Genomic DNA, 21,342 nt, shown 5'->3' with positions numbered 1-21,342 from the left:
CCAAAGTACTATTCTTGCCCGGCGGGCGGGTTCGTATCGTGGAAGGATGAACCAGCACCCAATAATAAAGACCGTTCTGCAATCCTTCCTGCCCGTGGCCCGTTTCTTACGGATCGGTGTTGCACTTCTGCTGCTGCCTGTACTGGCCGCTCCGGCACACAGCAGTGACGGTGATCCCGGAAACCTGCCAGCGCTGTCTGTCAGCGTGTTGCAGTTCGGCACCGCGCACTGGGAACTGAACCACATCCTGCATCGTGGGCTGGATCGTAAGAACGGTTACCGGCTCGAGCTGACGCTCGTCGCCAATCTGCCCGCCTCCCGCCTCGCGGTGACCAGCGGATCGGTGAACGGCGCGGTGGCAGACCTGCTGTGGGCGCAGTCCCGGTTCCGGGCCGGCACGCCCTATCTCTATGTGCCATTCTCCTCCCAAATTGGCGATATCGTGGTGGCCGAGGACTCCGGCATCCGCTCAGTGGCCGATCTGGCCGGTAAGCGCATTGGTGTCGCCGGCGGGCCGGACAGCAAGGGCTGGATACTGCTGAAGAAGGTTGCCGCCGGGCAGGGCATAAATCTGTCAGCTGCCACCGACGTACAGTTTGCGGCGCCACCCCTGTTGAGCCAGGCCCTGAAGCGCGGCCAGGTCGATGTCATCGTTACCTACTGGCATTTTGCGGCCCGCCTCAAGGGGGCGGGCGGCTGGCGCTCCGCTTTTGGCATGGCGGACCTGCTCAGCGCCATGGATCTGGACCGTAACCTGCCGGTTCTGGGTTATGTGTTTCCGGCCGGCTGGGCCGGGAACCATCGCCCACTCATCGACCGCTTTGCCAACTCGCTGCAGCAGGCGAAAGAGGAACTGGCCGACAACCCAACCCACTGGCAGCGGCTGCGGCCCCTGATGGGCGACCCGGCAGAAGGCGTTTTTACCGCGCTGCGGGAAGGCTTTGTTGCCGGCACACCTGCGCCGCTCAACGACCGACGCATTGCCGAGTTGCAGCAGTTGCTGGCGCTTACCGGAGCGGACCCGGGCAACCTGATGCCGGCGCGCCTGTTGTACCGGAGGCAGCCATGAGTATTCGCTCAGGTCGCCCGCCGGCCTGGAGCTACTGGGTGGTATTGCCGTCGTTTGTCCTGGTGTGGTCGCTGATTGCCTGGCTGATTCAATCGCCCCTGCTGCCCACACCCCTGAACGTACTGGATACCCTGCTGCGGGAATCCGCCTCCGGCGACCTCTGGCACCATTTGGGCGCGACACTCGGGCGCGTCGTCGTAGCTTTTATCCTCTCCATGCTGCTCGGCACCACCATCGGCATTGTCATGGGCCGGTCGCAAACCACCAACGCCCTGTTCGACCCCCTGCTGGTGCTGTTACTGAATCTGCCAGCCCTGGTCACCATCATCCTGATGTACGTCTGGTTCGGCCTGGTGGAAGTGGCCGCCGTGATGGCCGTGGTCATCAACAAAGTGCCCAACGTCGCCGTGACCGTCCGGGAAGGCGCCCGCAGCCTCGATTACCGGCTCGAAGAAATGGCGACCGTCTATGAGCTCACCCGCTGGCAGCGATTCCGTGAAGTCTGGGTACCGCAACTGTTTCCCTACCTCATGGCCGCCATCCGGGGCGGCCTGGCCCTGATCTGGAAAATCGTCCTGGTGGTCGAACTGCTGGGCCGCTCCAGCGGCGTCGGCTTCCGGTTGCACATGGCTTTCCAGGTGTTCGACGTCGCCGCCATCCTCGCCTACAGCCTGGCGTTTATTGCCGTTGTCCAGCTGATCGAACTGGCCATCCTCCAGCCCCTCGAACGCCGATCCAGCCGCTGGCGCCAGCCGGAGACGGCCCATGCTTGAACTCAGACTCACCGGCCGCGACTTCGGCCAGCCGGTGCTCGGGAAAATCTTCGCCACCATAAACCAGGGTGACCACATCTGCCTGCTGGGGCCTTCCGGCATCGGCAAAACCACGTTGCTGAACGCCATTGCCGGCCTCGACAAAACCGTCCCGGACAGAGCGGTCATCGGACGTGACAAACTTCGGGTGGGTTATCTGTTCCAGGAACACCGCCTGCTGCCCTGGCGAACCTTGAGTGCCAATCTGCGCCTGGTCGGCGCCAGCGACAGGGAGGCCGAGATTCTTCTGCGTCAGGTGGGGCTTTCCGGGTACGGCCAATACTTCCCCGACCAGCTTTCTCTGGGCATGGCCAGAAGGGCGGCCCTGGCCCGCTGCCTGGCGGTTAAGCCCGATTTACTGTTGCTGGACGAGCCGTTTGCCTCGCTGGATCCGGTAATGGCGAGTGAGCTCAAAGCGCTGATTGCCGGGATTCTGGATTCGCATCCGAATATGGCGATGATCTGTGTTACCCATGATGGTGGGGATGCAGAGATCCTGGCGAATCGGTTGTGGTACCTGGATGGCAAGCCCGCCCGGCTGCAGTGGGATGATCTGGTGGGCGAACCCGGGTTGGTCGATGGATTGCTTGGGCGGCTTCGTGGTCTGGATTTGACGGGCTCTTAGGTTGATTGACGGGTGTCCGGGCGTCTGTCGGATTACGCTTTGCTAATCCGACCTACAAAGATTTGAGGCTTGCATGGAATACGGGTGGGCAGCGGGGAGAAGGTTTCCAAAACTGTGCGGAGCCAGGGATGGCGGAGCCCAAGCGTCACATGGACGTGCCGTAAGGAGCGTGTTTTGGAAACCTTCTCCCCGCTGCCCACGAACACCAAATCAAGCCGGCTTGGAGGTCCCAAGTATCCTAGTACGCTGGGGTCGGAAGCCTGCCGTGGCAAGCAATGCCAGAACCACCGTTACCCCGGCGGTAATCCCGTAAGCCATCGGATTCCACTCCAGGTACAGCGAGAACCGGATCGCCTCCACCGCATGGGTGAAGGGATTGAACTGGCACACCCAGTACAACCAGGGGCTGGCTTCATTCATTTTCCAGAGCGGGTACAGCGCCGAGGACATGAAAAACATCGGGAAAATGACAAAGTTCATTACCCCGGCAAAGTTCTCCAACTGCTTGATCCAGGTGGCGATCAGCAGGCCCAGGGCGCCCAGCATAAGACTGGCCAGAACCAGCGCCGGCAACACCGCAAGATACCCCCAAAGCGGCGGCTCCACATCCACCAGCAGCGCCAGCAGCAGGAATACATACACCTGGCCAACCGACACCACACCCATCGCCAGCAGCTTGGTCACCAGCAGGAACGGCCGGGGCAGGGGGCTCATCAGCAGCACCCGCATACTGCCCAGCTCCCGGTCGTACACCATCGACAGGGCCCCCTGCATGCTGTTGAACAGAACGATCATCCCGCACAGCCCGGGCGCGATGTAGGTCTCGTAGGTGATGTAGGTTTCATAGGGCGGGATGATGGAAATCCCCAGTACCGCCCGGAAGCCGGCGGCAAACACCACCAGCCACAGCAATGGTCGCACCAGGGCACTGGCGAACCGTGTGCGCTGCTGCCAGAAGCGCAGCCACTCCCGGGTCTGGATACCGACGAAACAGTGCCAGTAATGCGCAGCTTTCATGGTTATCCGGCTCCGGTCAGGGCGTGGAAGGTCTCGGCCAGATCCCGGGTGCCTTCGGCCTCGCAGATGTCATGCCCGGCGCCGTTGGCCAGCAGCTGGCCCTGATGCAGAATCAGCACCCGGTCGTCCTCGCGAACCTCTTCAATCAGGTGGGTGGCCCAGAGTACCGTCAGGCCGTCTTTCTCACACAGCCTGCGCACGTGCTCATTCAGCGCCTTGCGGCTGGCCACATCCAGGCCAACCGTTGGCTCATCCAGCAACAGCAGGGACGGTTCATGGAGCAGGGCGCGGGCAATCTCCACCCGGCGCCGATGCCCGCCATTGAGCTGGCGGACCGGATCCCTGGCCCGGTTCAGCAGCCCGAAGCGCTCCAGCTCCCGGTCGCCCCGCAACCGCGCTTCCCGGCGGGACAGCCCGTGCAGGGCGGCGTGGTACTGCAGATTCTGGCGCACGGTCAGGTCCAGATCCAGGGCATTCTGCTGGAACACCACGCCGATCTTGCGCATGGCCTCGGCGGGCTGTTTTTTCAGGGACTGGCCGTCGAGCAGAATATCGCCCTGCTGCAAGGCCAGCAGCCGGGTCAAAAGACCGAACAGGGTGGACTTGCCAGCACCATTGGGACCGAGCAGGGCGTGGAAACCGCCGGAGAGCAGCGTGAAGCTGACCTCCCGCAGCACTGGCGTGTCGCCGTAACGGAAGCTGAGGTCACGAGCCTCAATGGTCATGACGACGGATCAATGACCACACCCCAGGGGTAGCGGCCGACCTTGATGGATTTGATCACCTTCATGTCCTCCACATCAATCACAGACACATCACCGGAGACACCGTTGGTGGTGAAAAGGTGCTTCTCGTCCTTGTCCAGCTCCAGCTGCCAGACCCTGGCGCCCACGAGCAGGTAATCGAGTACCTCGTAGGTCCTGGCATCGACCACCGCTACATGGTTGGAAGGGCCGAGGGCCACGAAGGCGTATCTGCCATCGGAGGTCAGCTCGATGCCGACCGGCTGGACCCGGTCCTGGTTAACCCCGGGCACCTTGAAAGATAGCTCATGGATCTGCCTCAGGTTGTCCACATCAATGATGTGCACAGTGCCGCCGATTTCTGCCGACGCCCAGGCGATCTTGCTGTCTTTGCTGAACTCCACGTGGCGCGGGCGCTGGCCGATAACGATATTTTTCTCGATCTTGAAGGTCTCGGTGTTGATCCAGTGCAGCATGCTGGTGGTTTCCGTGGTGTTCACCGCCCACTTGCCGTCCGGGCTCACGGCCATGCCTTCCGGTTCGACCCCCACCTCGATCTGGGCCAGCACCTCCTCGCTGCTCACGTCGACCACGGTCACGATGGCGTCGTCTTCATTTGAAATGTACAGGTGTCGGTTGTTCGGATGCAGCGCAAACTGCTCCGGGTCCTCGCCCGAGGGCAGGGTATCGATGATCTTGCGGGTGGCCAGGTCCAGAACCTGCACGGCGTCGTCGTCACTGGCGCAGATGTACAGCCTGGTGTGATCCTTCGACAGCAAAATGCCCCTGGGCCGGGCGCCCACGTCAATGGTGTCGACGACTTCCAGGGTTTCGGTGTCAATCACTGACAGCGTGTTGTCTTTCTCATTCGAGACATAGGCCAGGCTGGCCATTGCCGGGCTGGAGAGGGCAATCATGGCGGCCAGGGCCGTGTGCTTGAACAGAGGTGTCATGGCGTAAGTCCTACCTGTTTTGAAAAAGCGCTTGAGAGGCGTTCAGCCGTTGATCCGACACTGGCTCTCCGGCCGGTCGAAGCCCAGAGTGTCCATGGTGGTGGTCGGGTGCAGGAAACTCTCGAACGGCGCCCGCGCCACCAGCCCGCGTGGATGCACCAGCGGGATTGGCTGGCGCAACTGGCCGTTCCAGTCGCGATAGGTAAGCTTGCGGCCCTTGAAGGCGGCCAACTGGAAGTCGTCGCTGAACAGAAACTGGCGGATGTCGGCGGCGTTCGCGCTGGCAATGGCGGTTACCGCGGTGCCTATGGAGCGGATAGCCGCCCAGGCGGCGTAGTCCTCGCTGTTCATCTCCCGGCCGGCCAGATCCCGGAACCGGGATTGCAACTGAGCGGCACCCCAATTCTCAACCACGAAATGCCAGGCCACCGGCGTCATGCCCTGGGTGCCTACCACCGGCCTTGGCAGCCAGGTGTTGAATGGCACGTACTCGCCGAAATCGCCGCGCACATCGGCCACCACCACGGCATCGTATTCATCGGCCTGGGTAAACAGGGGCAACTCTCTGGAGGCCGTGCGGCGCAGGTCGGCATCAAAGGTCCAGGGCTTGTCCTCAACAATCTCCAGGCCGAAGCGCCTGGCGGAGCGGCGGAAGGCGTTCGCCCAGCCTTTGTCGGCGTCGGTTGGCCCGGTAATCAGGAATACTTCCTTCCAGCGTCGCTGGCTCAGCCACTGGCCCAGGGCGTCGGTGAGCATGGCGTAGCTGGGCAGGGTGTGCAGCAGGTTGGTGTGGCACTGGGTGGTACGCAGGGCATCATCTCTGGCCCCGGCGTTAAAGATGAGGGTGGTGTCCCCGGACCTGGTGATCAGTGTTTTCAGGGTCCGGGCTGGCGCATTGACCACGAACAGCTCGATCCCCTGCTGGCGCATGGCGTCAAATGCCGCAATGGCCGCCGCTTCTGATTCCGCCACCGCACTCTGCAGAGAGTAGCTCTGGCCCAGGAACTTGCCGGTGGTGCTGTTATCGGCAATGGCCAGTTCGGCGCCGCGCAGGCCGGCGTCGTCCGGCTCAGGGATCACATTGGAAAGCACCGGGCCCCGGTCCGGAACCCATTGCAGGTAGCCGATGGGCACCTTCAGCGATTCGGCATGGATGGGTGCCGAGGCAACCGCCAATGCAGCCAGGGTAATCACGGTCGCGGCCGCTGTGTGGGTTAGAAAAGCCATGGGCTCCTCCGCGTTGTTGTTGTGGCTTCAGCTTAGAGAACGACAAAAGCCCCGGGAATATTCACAAAGTCGCAATCAGCCAGTACCAAAGGATGAGTTTTCCGCCCCGAGACCTCCCATCTACTACCAAGGAACTAGGCCAGAAACCCCAAAGTGGCATTCGGATCAGGCGGGTGGCTTCCTAGACTGGTGTTCAGCGAGTTGGCCACTGACAAATCCAATAGCCAACCACGGGGAATCCAAAAAAAGAGGTAGCACCAATGGCAAGGTCCATTTCACTCAACGTAACGCTGGCCGCAGCGATGCTCGGCCTTGCCGGCATCGTTTTCGCCCACGGAAATGTCACCCCCCAGCCGGTGGATACCGGCAACTTGCCCAAGCTTGGCGAAGAGGTTCTTACCCAGAACCCGTTCCGGGAAGGCAACAAGTATGACGAATTCAACGCCCAGGCGGTGAAGATTGGCGAGAGCGCCTATGCCGGCAACTGCGCCGGCTGCCATGGCATCCGGGCCATGTCCGGCGGGCTCACGCCAGACCTTCGCGAGCTCACCGAATGGGATGACGAGTACTACATTGGCCGCGTGCGTAACGGCACCGACCGGGGCATGCCGTCCTGGAAGAAGACGCTGGACCAGAACGCCATCTGGGCCATCCGCACCTATGTGGAATCACTGCCCAAGCCTCAGTGATGCCGGGCATCCACGAGGTTCAGGCCCATGAATCCGGGCCGGCCCTGCGCCGGCCCGTCGTCGTTGGGAGATAACAATGAAAATACTGGCTCGAATCCTTGCCCTGATCCTGTTTGCGCAAATGGCGATTGCCCAGGAAGTTGATGACGGCAATGCCCTCCTGAACCGCCCGACGGACCGGACCTACGACATTATTGTTGAGTCCGGCTATCTGAAAGTGGGGGTGTATGAAAACTTCCCCCCGTACTCCTATCAGGTCGACGGCGAACCCCGCGGAATCGATATCGAGCTGGGGCGGCGGATTGCGAAGGCGATGGGTGTCGAATTCAAGGTGCACTGGATTGTGCCCGATGAGACTCTGGGGGATGACCTTCGCAACAACGTCTGGAAAGGGCACTATCTGGCCAGGCAACGGCTGGCCGATGTCATGCTGCGTGTCCCCTACGACAAGCAATATGCCTACATGCAGGATTCCACCGGAGAGTACATCAACGAGCAGGTGGTGCTGTTCGGCCCCTACCAGCAGGAAACCTGGCAGATTGCCTACAATCCGGACACCCTCGATTCAGTCGAGACCGTCGCCGTGTTCCAGTACCACCCGATTGGCGTGGAGATCGATACCCTGCCGGATTTCTATCTGACCTCCGGTCTGCGCGGCCGCATGCGGGAACAGGTGCGGCATTACGCCAACGTGCGGGAGGCCTTTGGTGCCATGCGCGAGGGTAAGGTCAGCGCGGTGATGGGCATGCGGGCCGAAATCGACCATGAGCTGGCCAAGCCTGAAAACGCGGAGTTCAGGGCCGCGGGAAATGGGTTTCCAGGCATTGGCAAACAGGTGTGGGATGTCGGCATGGCCGTCAAGAACAGCCACCGGCAGTTGGGCTATGCCCTGGAAGCGATCGTCGATCGGCTGGTCAAGAGTGGCGAGCTCGACGAGCTGTTTGCCCATCAGGATTTGCGTTACAGCGTACCGGATTACTACCGCGAGTTTCTTGATGACCAAGCCATTGCCCGGGCCGAAGGGGACCTCTGACCCGGCTGCCCGCCAGTCCATGCGGGTGCTTTCTTTTCGGGTCGTACTACCAAGTGATGAGAAAACCTGTTCGGGGGGGTAATTGTTGGTATTTCCCCCAGGGCGAAGAATCGTAACAGAGGCGGGAAACCTTCCCGGTTCGCCCAGAAGCGGTACCAAGAGAACCGAAAACAAGAGAATTTGGAGAGCGCAACCATGAGAACCAACAAGTTCGGGATTCGCATTGCCGCCAGCACCCTGGCGCTGGCGGTATCGGTCGGAGCCCAGGCGGTTACCGACGCAGACATCATGAACGACCACAAGACGCCGGGCGATATCGTCAGTTACGGCATGGGTACCCAGGGCCAGCGCTTCAGCACCCTGGACGACCTGAATACCAGCAATATCCAATACCTGCAGCCGGTGTGGGCGTTCTCTTTCGGCAGCGAGAAAATGCGCGGCCAGGAGTCCCAGCCCATGATCAAGGATGGCGTGATGTATGTAACCGCGTCCTATTCCCGCGTCTACGCCATCGACGCCAGGACCGGTGAGGAAATCTGGCAGTACGATGCCCGCCTGCCGGATGGCATAATGCCCTGCTGTGACGTGGTCAACCGGGGTGTTGCCCTGTACGACGACAAGGTCATCTTCGGCACCCTCGATGCCAAGCTGGTGGCCCTGGACAAGGACACCGGCAAACCGGTGTGGATCAAGAAGGTGGCTGACTACCAGGCCGGCTACGCCATCACAGCCGCGCCCATCGTGGTTAAGGGCAAGCTGATTACCGGGGTTTCCGGCGGTGAGTTCGGTATTGTCGGCAAGGTGGAGGCCTACGATCCGAATACCGGGGAGCTGTTGTGGACCCGTCCCACGGTTGAAGGCCACATGGGTTATGTCTACAAGGATGGCAAGGCCATCGAGAACGGCATTTCCGGCGGCAAGGCCGGCGTCACCTGGCCCGGCGACATGTGGAAGAACGGCGGCGCCGCCACCTGGCTGGGCGGCACCTATGACCCGAGCACCGACTCCCTGTTCTTCGGCACCGGCAACCCGGCGCCCTGGAACTCGCATCTGCGCCCGGGCGACAACCTGTTTTCTTCTTCCCGTCTGGCGATTGATCCGGACGACGGCAGCATCAAGTGGCACTTCCAGACCACGCCCCACGACGGCTGGGACTATGACGGTGTCAACGAGCTGATCTCCTTCAACTACGAGGAAAACGGCAAAACCATCCAGGCAGCGGCCACTGCCGACCGTAACGGGTTCTTCTACGTGCTGAACCGTGAGAATGGCGACTTTATCCGCGGTTTCCCGTTTGTCGACAAGATCACCTGGGCCAAGGGCCTGGATCCGGAGACCGGCCGCCCGATCTACGCCGAGGGTGGTCGCCCGGGCGATCCTTCTGCCACCCAGGGCACCAAAGGCGAGCCGGTGATTGCTCAGCCCGCGTTCCTGGGTGGCAAGAACTGGATGCCCATGGCATACAGCCAGGAAACCGGCCTGTTCTACGTGCCGTCCAACGAGTGGTCCATGGAGATCTGGAATGAGCCGGTATCCTACAAGAAAGGTGCCGCCTTCCTGGGTGCCGGCTTTACCATCAAGCCGGCCCACGATGACTACATTGGCGTTCTGCGGGCCATGGACCCGAAAACCGGCAAGGAAGTCTGGCGTTACGAGAACACCGCACCCCTGTGGGGCGGTGTGATGACCACCGCCGGCAACCTGGTCTTCACCGGTACACCGGAAGGCTACCTGAAGGCCTTTGACGCCAGGACCGGTGAGGAGCTGTACAAGTTCAACACAGGCTCCGGCGTGGTCGGTACCCCGGTCACCTGGTCCATGGACGGTGAGCAGTATGTCTCCGTCGCGTCCGGCTGGGGCGGTGCGGTACCGCTCTGGGGTGGTGAGGTCGCCCGGGTGGTGAAGGAGTTCAACCAGGGCGGTATGGTCTGGACCTTCAAGCTGCCGAAGGATCGGGTTGCCAGCAACTGATCCATAAAGCAGCCGGTTTCTGCCGGCCTGAAAGGGGCTGCCTGCGGGTGGCCCCTTTTTTATAGCAGCAACAAACGGATGGCGGCACCCGGTGGATCGCGGCATAGTGTGAGCGGTGGGGCGATATAAAAGGACACAGACCATGCCGAGATCACAGCACCGACCCCAGCCAACGTCGACTGGCAATCGCGAACTGACTTCGACGGTTGCCGAGCGGATGGTGGCGGTAGCCCGGTACATAGAGACACGCCCGGAGGAGCCCCTTCGGCTGGCCGACCTTGCCGCCGTAGCAGGCCTCTCCGCCTCCCGTTTGCAACGGGCTTTCAAGCAGGCTTTCGGGGTATCCCCGAAAGTCTATCAGGATGCCCTGCGGATGCGCGCCTTCAAGCAGGCGCTGCGAACCGGTCAGAGCGTTACTGATGCCATCTATGATGCCGGATTTGGCTCCTCCAGCCGGGTATACGGAACGCCGGAACGAAAGGTTGGTATGGTGCCTACACGCTACCAGAAGGGCGGTAAAGACGAGAGTATTGCCTATGCCTGCCGGGAGACCAGCCTCGGCCTGCTGATGATGGCCGCCACCGATAAAGGCGTGTGTTTCGCGGAATTCGGCGCTGATGAAGCGTCTTTGCGTGCGCAGCTTGAAAAGGAATTCCCAAAAGCCCGGTTGCTCCCCTCAGTGGCCACTGACTCTCCGGAGCTTGACGCCTGGATGACTGCGCTGGATGACCACCTCAGCCAGAACCGCCCGCGCCCGGACGTCCCTCTGGATATCCGCGGCACTGCTTTCCAGACCCGGGTCTGGAAACTCCTGTTAAGCGTTCGAGAGGGCGAGGTTGTCAGTTATACGGAACTGGCAAGGCGGCTGGGCGAGCCCAAAGCCGTTCGCGCTGTAGCTTCGGCCTGCGGCCGCAATCGAATCGCCGTGCTCATTCCCTGCCATCGGGTGTTGCGAAGCGACGGTTCCCTCGGCGGCTATCGTTGGGGCCTGAACCGAAAGCAGCTCCTGCTTGAGAAAGAAGCGGCAGTTTCAGACAGCTGACAGCTGAAGTTGCCACGAAAGACAAGCCGTTACCGCCATCTACTACCAAGGGATGAGTTTTTCGCCCCTATCGCATCATTCAACTATCCGGGTTTGGCGTCTACATTGAATGGGTAAACGCGAAAGGCTGCGTTGCCCTGCGACAAACACAACAAGAGGTCGAGATCATGATCTACGCACAACCAGGAAAGGATGGCTCCGTCGTTTCTTTCAAATCCCGATACGAGAACTACATCGGTGGCGAGTGGGTTGCCCCGGTAAAAGGTCAGTATTTCGAGAACATCACACCGGTTACCGGTGACGTTATCTGTGAAATTCCGCGTTCCAGTGCCGAAGACATCGATCTTGCCCTGGACGCCGCGCACAAGGCCGCACCTGCGTGGGGCAAGACGTCTGTCCAGGAGCGTTCCAACATCCTGCTCAAGATCGCCGACCGTATCGAGGCCAATCTCGAAAAGCTCGCGGTAGCCGAGACCTGGGACAACGGCAAGGCCGTGCGCGAAACCCTGAATGCCGACATTCCTCTGGCGGCGGATCATTTCCGTTATTTCGCCGGCTGCCTGCGTGCCCAGGAAGGTCATCTGGGTGAAATTGATGCCAATACCGTGGCCTACCATTTCCACGAGCCACTGGGTGTCGTTGGTCAGATCATTCCCTGGAACTTCCCGCTGCTGATGGCCGCGTGGAAGCTGGGCCCCTGCCTGGCAGCCGGTAACTGCACCGTACTGAAGCCTGCCGAGCAAACGCCGGCCAGCATTCTGGTGCTGATGGAAATTATTGGTGATCTGCTGCCGCCGGGTGTCCTTAATATCGTCAACGGGTACGGCATTGAGGCTGGCCAGGCCCTGGCCACCAGCAAGCGCATTGCCAAGATTGCCTTCACCGGCTCCACGCCGGTTGGCTCCCACATCCTCAAGTGCGCGGCGGAGAACATCATTCCGTCTACCGTGGAGCTGGGCGGCAAGTCGCCGAACATCTACTTCTCCGACGTCATGAAGGCCGAGCCGGAATTCATCAGCAAGTGCGTGGAAGGCCTGGTGCTGGCGTTCTTCAACCAGGGCGAAGTCTGTACCTGTCCGTCACGGGCGCTGGTGCAGGAAGATATGTATGACGAGTTCATGGCCAAGGTTGTTGAGCGCACCAAGGCCATCAAACGCGGCAACCCGCTGGATACCGACGTTCAGGTGGGTGCTCAGGCGTCCAAGGAACAGTTTGACAAGATCATGTCCTACCTGGCGATCGGCAAGGAAGAAGGCGCCCAGGTGCTGACCGGTGGCGACCGTGAAGACCTCGGGGTGGAGTTCAACAACGGTTTCTACATCCAGCCGACCCTGTTCAAGGGCGACAACAAGATGCGGGTGTTCCAGGAAGAAATCTTCGGCCCGGTGGTGGGTGTGACCACCTTCAAGGACGAAGCGGAAGCCCTGGCCATCGCCAACGACACCGAGTTTGGTCTGGGTGCCGGCGTCTGGACCCGCGACACCAACCGTGCCTACCGCATGGGCCGTGCCATCCAGGCCGGGCGGGTGTGGATGAACTGCTACCACGCCTACCCGGCGCATGCCGCCTTCGGGGGCTACAAGAAGTCCGGTGTTGGCCGTGAAACCCACAAGATGGCGCTTGAGCACTACCAGCAGACCAAGAACATGCTGGTGAGCTACGACACCAACCCGCTGGGTTTCTTCTGATTCCATGAGCGGTAAGCGGGCCTCCCACACGGGCCCGCCTGTGAGTCAGCACATCGGATGTGTATCTTCAGTCCCGGCATCTGGCCGGGGCGACTCTCGACGAGAGTTCGGGTGCTTCGGTCACTCTCTTTCGGCCCTTACCAGGGCCTTTTTTCGTTTCAGACCAATGTAGCCTCGGCGGCACAGAATTGTGCGACCTATGGAGGCACCAAAACAGTCCCAAAGTACCATATTGATGTATTACCTCCGTCGATTAGGATGGAACTGGGTTATCGGCAATGTCGTTGATTCACCCGCAATGCGCTAACAATCATGACAATAGAGGTGAGCATTATGTGGACCAAACCAGCCTACGAAGATCTGCGCATCGGTTTCGAAGTCACCATGTACTTCGCCAACCGCTGAGAGCTGAAGCGGCCAGCGCCAGAAGCTGGCCGTTTTACTTCCGGAGTGATCCGCCATGTTGATTCACGTTCTTGGCTCCGCCGCCGGCGGCGGCTTTCCCCAGTGGAATTGCAACTGCGCCAACTGCAACGGTTTTCGTAAGGGCACCCTGAACGCCCGGGCCCGCACTCAGTCTTCCATTGCCATCAGTGAAGACGGTGAGCACTGGATCCTGTTCAACGCCTCCCCTGACATTCGCGCCCAGTTGGCGGCCTTTGATGCCATGCAGCCGGCAAGGGCCCTGCGGGATACCGGTATTGATGCCATTTTGCTGATGGACAGCCAGGTGGACCACACCACCGGCCTGCTTTCCCTGCGCGAGGGGCTGCCGATGGATGTCTGGTGTACCGAGCAGGTGCATGAGGATCTCAGTGGTGGCTTCCCCCTGTTTACCATGCTCAAGCACTGGAGCGGTGGCCTGAACTGGCGCTGCATTGAGGCGTCCGGGCAAACGCCCTTTACCATTCCCTGCGCGCCGTCCATCGAGCTGACTGCCATTCCGCTGCTGAGCAACGCACCGCCGTATTCACCGCGCCGGGATAATCCCCACCCGGGCGACAACATCGGGATCTTCCTCAAGGACACTCGCACCGGGCAGACCGTGCTGTATGCGCCGGGGCTCGGCGAGCCGGACCAGCGCATTCTGGACTGGATGAACAAAGCGGATGTATTGCTGGTCGACGGCACCGTCTGGCACGACGACGAAATGATCCGCCAGGAAGTGGGTACCAAGACCGGTCAGGCCATGGGGCATCTGGCCCAGAGTGGCCCGGGCGGCATGATCGAGGTGCTCGATGCCATGCCGGCTCAGCGCAAGATTCTTATCCACATCAACAACACCAACCCGATCCTGAACGAGGACTCGCCGGAGCGGGCGGAACTAACCCGCCACGGCATTGAGGTGTCCTGGGACGGCATGCACATCGACCTGTCGGGGACGCCATGAATGCCAAAGCCAACTCCGCCATGAACCGCACGGATTTTGAACAGGCCCTGCGGGCCAAGGGCCAGTACTACCACATCCACCACCCGTACCATAAAGCCATGTACGGCGGGCAATGCACGCCGGAACAGATCCGCGGCTGGGTGGCCAATCGGTATTATTACCAGATCAGGATTCCCCAGAAGGACTCGGCGATCATGGCCAACTGCCCGGACGCAAGTGTCCGCCGGCTCTGGCTGCAGCGGATTCTGGACCATGATGGCCACGATGGCGATGTTGGCGGCATCGAAGCCTGGCTGTCCCTGGCCGAGGCCGTGGGCTTGACCCGGGAAGAGGTGATTGACCAGCGCCATGTGCTGCCGGGTGTCCGCTTTGCGGTGGACGCCTACCTGAACTTCGCCCGCCGGGCGACCTGGCAGGAAGCCGCCTGCTCCTCCCTGACCGAACTGTTTGCCCCGGAGATCCACCAGTCCCGGCTGGACAGTTGGCCGGCGCACTACCCGTGGATTGAAGAAGCTGGCTACCGTTACTTTCGCAAGCGCCTGTCGGAGGCCCGACGGGATGTCGAACATGGCCTGACTATTACCCTGGATCACTTCACCACCGAGGCCCAGCAGACCCGGGCCCTTGAGATCCTGCAGTTCAAGCTGGATATCCTCTGGACCATGCTGGATGCCATGACCATGGCCTACAGCCACAACACCCCGCCGTACCACTCCGTGACCGATGACCAGGTCTGGCACCGGGGGCTGTAATGGAGGTTGCCATGCATCAGGTACCGCGTTTTCGCCGGGGGTTCCGGTTCCAGTGGGAGCCGGCCCAGGACAGTTATGTGCTGCTGTACCCGGAAGGCATGGTGAAGCTCAACGGCAGCGCCGGTGCGATTCTCAAGGAAGTGGACGGCCAGAGCACCGTGGCCGATATCGTCGCCAGTCTGGAACAGCAGTTCCCGGACGCCGGGCCGCTCAAGACGGACGTGAGTGAGTTTCTGCAGGACGCCCGGCACCAACACTGGATCGAACTGTCATGACCCACTTCGATGCCTCCGAACCCATCAGGCCGGCCAACCCCCACAACGCCGGGCCGCCCCTGTGGCTGTTGGCGGAACTCACCTACCGTTGCCCGTTGCAGTGCCCCTACTGCTCCAACCCGCTGGACTTTGCCCAGACCGAACAGGAGCTGACCACCGAGCAGTGGGTGAGTGTGCTGCGCCAAGGCCGGGCAATGGGCGCCGCCCAGTTGGGCTTCTCCGGGGGTGAGCCGCTGGTGCGCCAGGACCTGGCGGAGCTGATTGCCGAGGCGCGGCACCTGGGCTACTACACCAACCTGATCACCTCCGGCCTGGGGCTGACCGAGGCCAAGGTGGATGCCTTTGCCGAGGCCGGGCTGGACCATATCCAGGTCAGCTTCCAGGCGTCCGACCCCGAGCTGAACAACGCCGTGGCCGGCTCCCGCAAGGCCTTTGACCAGAAGCTGGCCATGGCCCGGGCGGTGAAGGAAGCCGGATACCCGATGGTGCTCAACTTCGTGATCCACCGCCACAACATCCACCAGATGAACGACATCATGGCCTTGTGCCAGCGCCTGGGGGCCGATTACGTCGAGCTGGCCACCTGCCAGTACTACGGCTGGGCCTTTGAGAATCGGGAAGGGCTGATGCCCTCCAAAGCGCAACTGGTCAAGGCCGAACAGGAAGTGAACGAGTACCGCGAAAGGCTGCAGCAATCCGGCTCGGCCATGAAGCTGATCTTCGTCACCCCGGATTACTACGAGGAACGGCCAAAAGCCTGCATGAACGGCTGGGGCAACCTGTTCCTCACCGTGGCCCCGGATGGCACCGCGCTGCCATGCCACAGCGCCCGGTTACTGCCCATCGGCTTCCCCAACGTCCGGGACATGGATCTTCAAGGCATCTGGTACGACAGCCCGGGGTTCAATCACTACCGGGGCGACAGCTGGATGCCGGAGCCCTGCCGTTCCTGCGATGAGAAGGAAAAAGACTTCGGCGGCTGTCGTTGCCAGGCCTATTTGTTGACCGGTAATGCCGATAACGCAGATCCAGTATGTAGCAAATCGTCGTATCATGGTCGTATACTGGCAGCGAGGAAAGCTGCCGATCACGCCACGGCCGGCCTGACTGGACTGGTTTACCGAAATGCGGACAACTCGCGACTGTTCTTCCGGGGCTGAAAGCCTCGTTCCTGTTCCTGCTCTCAAAGCATCTGGCTCCGAACCGACATTGCTGAGCGCCTATGAGGCCTGCGCGGCACATATCCAGCGTGGTGACCTGACGGTGTCTTCCGCTGGCCTGTTCTGGCTGCAAACTGATCCCACCGAAGGCTGTAATACCCTCTGGCACCTGTCAGAGCAGCGGCCGGTTCGCTTCGGGCCCGATCACCTGGGGATCCGCAGCGGGGTGAATGGTTACGGGGGCGGTGCGGTTGCGGCCTCCGATACCGGCGTATTCGTGGTTGCGGAGGACCAGCAGATCCGGTTTCTCGGGTTGCGCGGCGACACCTGCATTGCACTGACCGACGATGCCGGCGCGGCGTTCGGGGGGCTGGTTGCCGACAACGCCCGGAATCGGGTGCTGGCTGTTCGTGAGGCCGGCGGCGCACAGCAACTGGTTGCGGTCTCACTCGATGGTGAGCTCCGTGTCCTGCACGCCGGCCAGGATTTCTACAGTGCGCCCGCCGTGTCTGCCGATGGTCGCAAGGTGGCCTGGACTAGCTGGCAACTGCCGGACATGCCCTGGGTGCGCAGCCAGCTATGGACCGCCGGCGTGAACGATGACGGTGGTCTTGACCACTGTCGTCCCTGGCCAACGCCCACGGAAGCCTCCGTTCAACAACCGGTTTTCGACGGCACCCGGTTGTGGGTACTCTCTGATCATGCCGGCTGGTGGCAGCCCTGGTACCTCGATACCCTGGCCGGTAATGGTCGCTGGTACTCGGGCCAGTCGGCGGAACTGGACCACGCTAACGCACCCTGGCAGTTGGGGGAATTGCATCACTGCCCGCTCGCCGGCGGTGGCTGGGCCCGGGTGCAGTATCGCAACGGCACGGGAGAATTGTGGTTGCTGCCATCCGACGGCGCCGCTGCGTTTCGGGCCGCCCGGGATTTCAGCGATTTCCGGCACCTCCGGGCTTCCGGTGACTACCTGTATTGCGTTGCCCGCTCTGCCACCCGACTGGATGCGATCCTGGCAATTGAAGCGAGAACCGGTCAGTTCCGTATTCTGGCGGGTGGGGAGGATCCCATGCCGGGCTTGAAGCCCGCGCTGCCACTGGACATTGAAGTGCCGGCCCTCAACCACGGCGAATGGCCGGTTCATGGTTTCTTCTACACACCCCGGCTGGCATCGCCGGATTTGCCGCCGCTGATCCTGGTGGCCCACGGCGGGCCGACGTCTGCCGCCTATCCGGCGTTCAACCCCCAAGTCCAGTACTGGTGCCAGCGAGGCTTTGCCGTTGCTGAGGTCAATTACCGGGGCAGTAGTGGCTTTGGCCGGGCTTTCCGGCTGGCCCTGGAAGGTCGCTGGGGTGAGGTGGACGTTGAGGATATGGAGCGGGCCGCGGATCACCTGGCCTCCTTTGGCCTGGTGGATGGCCGCCGGGTGTTTATCCAGGGCCGCAGCTCCGGCGGTTACACCGTGCTGATGGCGATGATCCGGAGCCGGAGATTTACCGCGGGCGCCAGCCTGTTTGGCGTGACGGATCCGTTGCGGTTGCGGGCGATGACCCATCGTTTTGAATCCGGCTACCTGGACTGGCTGCTGGGCCCGCCGGAGGCTTTTCCCGAGCGCTGGCGGGCGAGAACCCCGCTGTACCATGCCGACCGGATTACCGCCCCGATGATCTTTTTCCAGGGCGGGAAAGACGAGGTGGTGGTGCCGGAGCAGACCCGGGCCATGATCGATGCCATGAAAGCGGCTGGGCGCGAGCCGGAGCTGCACTGGTTCGAGCAGGAGGGCCACGGTTTCCGGCAGCAGGCCAACCAGGCGGGCATGCTTGAATGGATGTTCAGCTTTTACCGGAAGCATAGCCGAAAGGCCAATGAACAGGTGGAGAACTTGAGTTAAACTCTCGGTTATTCCTATAACAACAACCGGTCGAGTTCAGTCTGATGAGCCACGATATATCCACCTTGCGAAAGTTCGTATCACCGGAAATTGTTTTCGGCGCCGGCTCCCGGAAGTCGGTGGCCAACTTCGCCAGTAACTTCGGTGCCCGGCATGTGTTTCTGGTGTCTGATCCGGGTGTGGCTGCCGCCGGCTGGGTCAATGAGATCGTAACGCTGCTGACCGACGCGGGCATCCGCTCCACGGTCTTCACGGGGGTGTCACCCAATCCCAAGGTGGATGAGGTGATGGCGGGCGCGGAGCTGTACAAATCCAGCGAGTGCGATGTCATTGTTGCCATAGGCGGCGGCAGCCCGATGGACTGCGCCAAGGGGATCGGTATCGTGGCCACCCACGGCCGCAATATCCTGGAATTCGAGGGTGTAGATACCATCACCAACCCCTCGCCACCGCTCATCCTCATCCCGACCACTGCGGGCACCTCGGCGGATGTATCGCAGTTTGCGATTATTTCGGACCCGACCCGCCGCTTCAAGTTCTCCATCATCAGCAAGGCCGTGGTGCCGGACGTCTCCCTGATTGATCCGGAAGTCACCGAAACCATGGATGCCTACCTGACCGCCTGCACCGGCGTGGATGCCCTGGTTCACGCTATTGAGGCGTTCGTGTCTACCGGCAGCGGGCCGCTGACCGACACCCATGCCCTGGAAGCCATCCGGCTGATCAACCGGAACCTGGAGCCCCTGGTGGAAAACATCGCCAACCCTTACCTCAGGGAGCAGATCATGCTGGCCTCCATGCAGGCCGGCCTGGCGTTCTCCAATGCGATTTTGGGGGCGGTGCATGCGATGTCCCACAGCCTGGGCGGGTTTCTCGATCTGCCCCACGGGCTGTGCAACGCGCTGTTGCTGGAGCATGTGGTGGCCTACAACTTCCAGTCTGCGGAAGACCGTTTCCGCCGGGTGGCCGAGGCCATGGACATTGATACCCGGGGCATGAGCAAACCGGAAATCAAGAAACGCCTGATGAACCGGATTGTTGAGCTGAAGCGCAAGGTGGGCCTGGAGGCACGCCTGGCGCAGTTGGGCGTCAGCGTTTCCGACATTCCCTATCTGTCCGGTTTTGCCCTGCAGGACCCCTGCATTCTTACCAATCCCCGCAAGTCGTCGCTCCGGGATGTCCAGGTTGTCTATGAAGAAGCACTCTGACGTTCCGGAAGATGACCACGACACCGGCTACGGAGTCGGCGATCTTCTGGGGCTGGGCAGCCAGTCCGTCCGCAAGAACTACTACCCGGCCCTGCAGGAGCGGATAGACGAGCTGGAGCAGGAGCGCAACCGCTACAAGTGGCTGTTCGAGAATGCCCTGCACGGCATCTTTCAGGCCAACCTTCGCGGCGGCTTTCTGGCCTGTAATCCGGCCATGGCAAGAATCTGCGGCTATGACAGTGCCGAGGACCTGAAACAGCGGGTGATTCGGCTGCGGGAGCAACTGTTCTGCAGTGCCAGTGAATTTGATGCCATTCGCCAGGAGTTGCTTGACGAGGGCAGCCTGAGCGCCCGGGAAACCCGCTTTCAGCGGGCCGACCGCAAGCCGGTCCATGTCGCCGTTACGCTGTTGCGGCGGCCCGATCTCGGGCCCGAAGTGGTGGAAGCGTTCGTGGCCGACATCACCGAGCGGGTGCTGGCGCGGCAGAAGCTGGAGCAACTGAACGCGTCACTTGAACGCCGGGTGGAGGAGCGCACCGAGGCGCTGCAGAACGCCAACGTAGGCCTGCGCTACCAGATTGAAGAGCGCGAGAAGGTCGAACGGGAGCTGGTTGTCGCCATGGAGGCGGCAAGAGAGGCCAACCGCGGCAAGGACAAATACCTGGCGGCCGCCAGCCACGACCTGCTGCAACCGCTGAACGCTGCCCGGTTAATGGTTTCTGCGCTTCAGGAAAGCAGGTTGCCGGCGCCGGAAGCCAGGATGGTGCATCAGGTGCACCGGGCACTGGAAGGCGCTGAGGACCTGCTGGCGGATCTGCTGGATATCTCCAAGCTCGACCAGCAGGCGATGAAACCGGATCTGGTATACACCGATGTAGCCGCCCTGGCCAGGGCCCTGGCAGAAGAGTTTGAGGCGGTTGCCGCCAATGAGGGGCTGGCCTTCCGGATTCGCACCGTCCCGGCGGTGGTCAGAACCGACCAGCGCATGCTCACCCGCATTCTCCGTAATCTGCTCAGCAACGCCTTTCGCTACACCCGCAAGGGTGGGGTGGTCATGGCCCTGAGAACCCGGGGCGAGCAACTCCGGATCGAGGTCTGGGACACCGGTGTGGGCATCGCTGAAGACAAGCTCCGGGACATCTTCACCGAATTCCATCAGTTGCTGCCCAGGGGAACTGGCGGCCGCCAGGGCGTGGGTCTCGGGCTTGCCATCGTTGAGCGAATGGTCCGGATTCTGGGTTATGACATTGCGGTGTCGTCCAGGCCCGGGCGCGGTTCCCGGTTTGTGTTGACGCTGCCCCTGGAGCCGGCCCGGGCTCGGCAGGAAATGCCCCGCGCCGGCGGGCTTCCGGGGTATTCCGATGGCTTTGACGGTGTGCCGGTTCTGATCATCGATAATGAGCCGGCGGTGCTTGAGAGCATGCAGGTCCTGCTGGCGCGCTGGGGCTGTGAGGTGCTGACCGCCGGCAGCAAGGCCCAGGCTCTGGAGGTACTGGCGCACGCCGGCCGGAGGCCGGTCCTCATTATCGCCGATTACCACCTGGACAACGAGCTGACCGGCTACGACGCCATTCACGGGGTGCGCCGCTTCCTCGGACAGGACATCCCCGCTGCCATTGTCACCGCCGACCGCAGTGACGATACCCGCAATCTGCTGCGGGCCCAGTACCTTCCCATCCTGAACAAGCCGGTCAAGCCCAACCGGCTCAGGGCCCTGATGACGAGCCTTCTTGCCTCGGCCGCAGAATCTCCGGTGGCTGACCCGGGCTTGCCACACAAATAACGGTGCGCCGGACT

Annotated in this window: 20 protein-coding genes; 16 read left to right on the top strand and 4 right to left on the bottom strand. The window is 61.7% G+C overall.

The window, feature by feature from the left end; translation table 11 throughout:
* Positions 1–46 precede the first annotated feature (46 nt).
* Genes msub_RS13180 through msub_RS13170 form a run of 3 tightly spaced genes read left to right on the top strand, consistent with a single transcriptional unit; the run spans position 47 to position 2,506 of the window.
* Entirely contained in the window at positions 47–1,069 is a 1,023-nt protein-coding gene (locus msub_RS13180) for an ABC transporter substrate-binding protein (protein WP_082146491.1), read from the top strand.
* A complete protein-coding gene (locus msub_RS13175; protein ID WP_048496432.1) occupies positions 1,066–1,842 on the top strand; it encodes an ABC transporter permease in 777 nt (258 codons plus the stop codon). The genes msub_RS13180 and msub_RS13175 overlap by 4 nt, the downstream gene beginning before the upstream one ends.
* Complete coding sequence (locus msub_RS13170) at positions 1,835–2,506, top strand: ABC transporter ATP-binding protein (RefSeq protein ID WP_048496431.1); 672 nt, start codon at positions 1,835–1,837, stop codon at positions 2,504–2,506. Before msub_RS13175 ends, msub_RS13170 begins: the two co-directional genes overlap by 8 nt.
* 210 nt (positions 2,507–2,716) lie before the next feature.
* Here msub_RS13170 and msub_RS13165 read toward each other — a convergent pair whose 3' ends face one another.
* Genes msub_RS13165 through msub_RS13150 form a run of 4 tightly spaced genes read right to left on the bottom strand, consistent with a single transcriptional unit; the run spans position 2,717 to position 6,446 of the window.
* Positions 2,717–3,523, bottom strand: coding sequence for an ABC transporter permease (locus msub_RS13165; RefSeq protein ID WP_048496430.1), 807 nt, complete (start codon positions 3,521–3,523; stop codon positions 2,717–2,719).
* A 2-nt stretch (positions 3,524–3,525) separates the two neighbouring features.
* Positions 3,526–4,248, bottom strand: a complete 723-nt coding sequence (locus msub_RS13160; RefSeq protein WP_048496429.1) for an ABC transporter ATP-binding protein — start codon at positions 4,246–4,248, stop codon at positions 3,526–3,528.
* Positions 4,245–5,219, bottom strand: a complete 975-nt coding sequence (locus tag msub_RS13155) for a YVTN family beta-propeller repeat protein (RefSeq protein ID WP_048496428.1) — start codon at positions 5,217–5,219, stop codon at positions 4,245–4,247. The genes msub_RS13160 and msub_RS13155 overlap by 4 nt, the downstream gene beginning before the upstream one ends.
* A gap of 42 nt (positions 5,220–5,261) precedes the next feature.
* Positions 5,262–6,446 carry an ABC transporter substrate-binding protein gene (locus tag msub_RS13150; protein WP_048496427.1) on the bottom strand — a complete coding sequence of 395 codons (1,185 nt, stop codon included), beginning with the start codon at positions 6,444–6,446 and terminating at the stop codon, positions 5,262–5,264.
* A 260-nt stretch (positions 6,447–6,706) separates the two neighbouring features.
* Here msub_RS13150 and pedF point away from each other — a divergent pair, with 260 nt between their 5' ends.
* The 13 genes from pedF (at position 6,707) to msub_RS13085 (ending at position 21,328) form a co-directional block, all read left to right on the top strand.
* Complete coding sequence (gene pedF, locus msub_RS13145) at positions 6,707–7,135, top strand: cytochrome c-550 PedF (protein WP_048496426.1); 429 nt, start codon at positions 6,707–6,709, stop codon at positions 7,133–7,135.
* A 76-nt stretch (positions 7,136–7,211) separates the two neighbouring features.
* Positions 7,212–8,168 carry a substrate-binding periplasmic protein gene (locus msub_RS13140; protein WP_048496425.1) on the top strand — a complete coding sequence of 319 codons (957 nt, stop codon included), beginning with the start codon at positions 7,212–7,214 and terminating at the stop codon, positions 8,166–8,168.
* A gap of 195 nt (positions 8,169–8,363) precedes the next feature.
* Positions 8,364–10,139: a PQQ-dependent methanol/ethanol family dehydrogenase gene (locus msub_RS13135; RefSeq protein WP_048496424.1), complete on the top strand. Its 1,776-nt coding sequence runs from the start codon at positions 8,364–8,366 to the stop codon at positions 10,137–10,139.
* Between the two features lie 142 nt (positions 10,140–10,281).
* Positions 10,282–11,181: a bifunctional transcriptional activator/DNA repair enzyme AdaA gene (locus msub_RS13130; protein ID WP_048496423.1), complete on the top strand. Its 900-nt coding sequence runs from the start codon at positions 10,282–10,284 to the stop codon at positions 11,179–11,181.
* Between the two features lie 167 nt (positions 11,182–11,348).
* The gene (exaC, locus tag msub_RS13125; RefSeq protein WP_048496422.1) at positions 11,349–12,869 is read left to right on the top strand and encodes an acetaldehyde dehydrogenase ExaC; all 1,521 of its coding nucleotides are present in this window, start codon (positions 11,349–11,351) and stop codon (positions 12,867–12,869) included.
* Positions 12,870–13,202: 333 nt separating this feature from the next.
* Positions 13,203–13,274 (top strand): pyrroloquinoline quinone precursor peptide PqqA, encoded by a 72-nt coding sequence (gene pqqA / locus msub_RS13120; protein WP_007153157.1) that lies wholly within the window; start codon positions 13,203–13,205, stop codon positions 13,272–13,274.
* 55 nt (positions 13,275–13,329) lie between these two features.
* Complete coding sequence (gene pqqB / locus msub_RS13115; RefSeq protein ID WP_048496421.1) at positions 13,330–14,259, top strand: pyrroloquinoline quinone biosynthesis protein PqqB; 930 nt, start codon at positions 13,330–13,332, stop codon at positions 14,257–14,259.
* Positions 14,256–15,011, top strand: a complete 756-nt coding sequence (gene pqqC / locus msub_RS13110) for a pyrroloquinoline-quinone synthase PqqC (protein ID WP_048496420.1) — start codon at positions 14,256–14,258, stop codon at positions 15,009–15,011. The genes pqqB and pqqC overlap by 4 nt, the downstream gene beginning before the upstream one ends.
* Positions 15,011–15,286, top strand: coding sequence for a pyrroloquinoline quinone biosynthesis peptide chaperone PqqD (gene pqqD / locus msub_RS13105; RefSeq protein ID WP_048496419.1), 276 nt, complete (start codon positions 15,011–15,013; stop codon positions 15,284–15,286). Before pqqC ends, pqqD begins: the two co-directional genes overlap by 1 nt.
* On the top strand, positions 15,283–16,446 hold the full coding sequence (gene pqqE / locus msub_RS13100) for a pyrroloquinoline quinone biosynthesis protein PqqE (protein WP_048496418.1): 1,164 nt from the start codon (positions 15,283–15,285) through the stop codon (positions 16,444–16,446). The genes pqqD and pqqE overlap by 4 nt, the downstream gene beginning before the upstream one ends.
* Positions 16,447–16,495: 49 nt before the next feature.
* On the top strand, positions 16,496–18,337 hold the full coding sequence (locus tag msub_RS13095; RefSeq protein WP_227506727.1) for a S9 family peptidase: 1,842 nt from the start codon (positions 16,496–16,498) through the stop codon (positions 18,335–18,337).
* 44 nt (positions 18,338–18,381) lie between these two features.
* Positions 18,382–19,545, top strand: a complete 1,164-nt coding sequence (ercA, locus tag msub_RS13090) for an alcohol dehydrogenase-like regulatory protein ErcA (protein ID WP_048496417.1) — start codon at positions 18,382–18,384, stop codon at positions 19,543–19,545.
* The gene (locus tag msub_RS13085) at positions 19,529–21,328 is read left to right on the top strand and encodes an ATP-binding protein (protein WP_048496416.1); all 1,800 of its coding nucleotides are present in this window, start codon (positions 19,529–19,531) and stop codon (positions 21,326–21,328) included. The genes ercA and msub_RS13085 overlap by 17 nt, the downstream gene beginning before the upstream one ends.
* Positions 21,329–21,342 lie beyond the last annotated feature (14 nt).

The organism is Marinobacter subterrani (assembly GCF_001045555.1).
In the GTDB taxonomy this organism is placed as follows: domain Bacteria; phylum Pseudomonadota; class Gammaproteobacteria; order Pseudomonadales; family Oleiphilaceae; genus Marinobacter; species Marinobacter subterrani.
The sequence above is the reverse complement of the archived record's forward strand: the minus strand, read 5'-3'. Positions and strand labels throughout refer to the sequence as shown.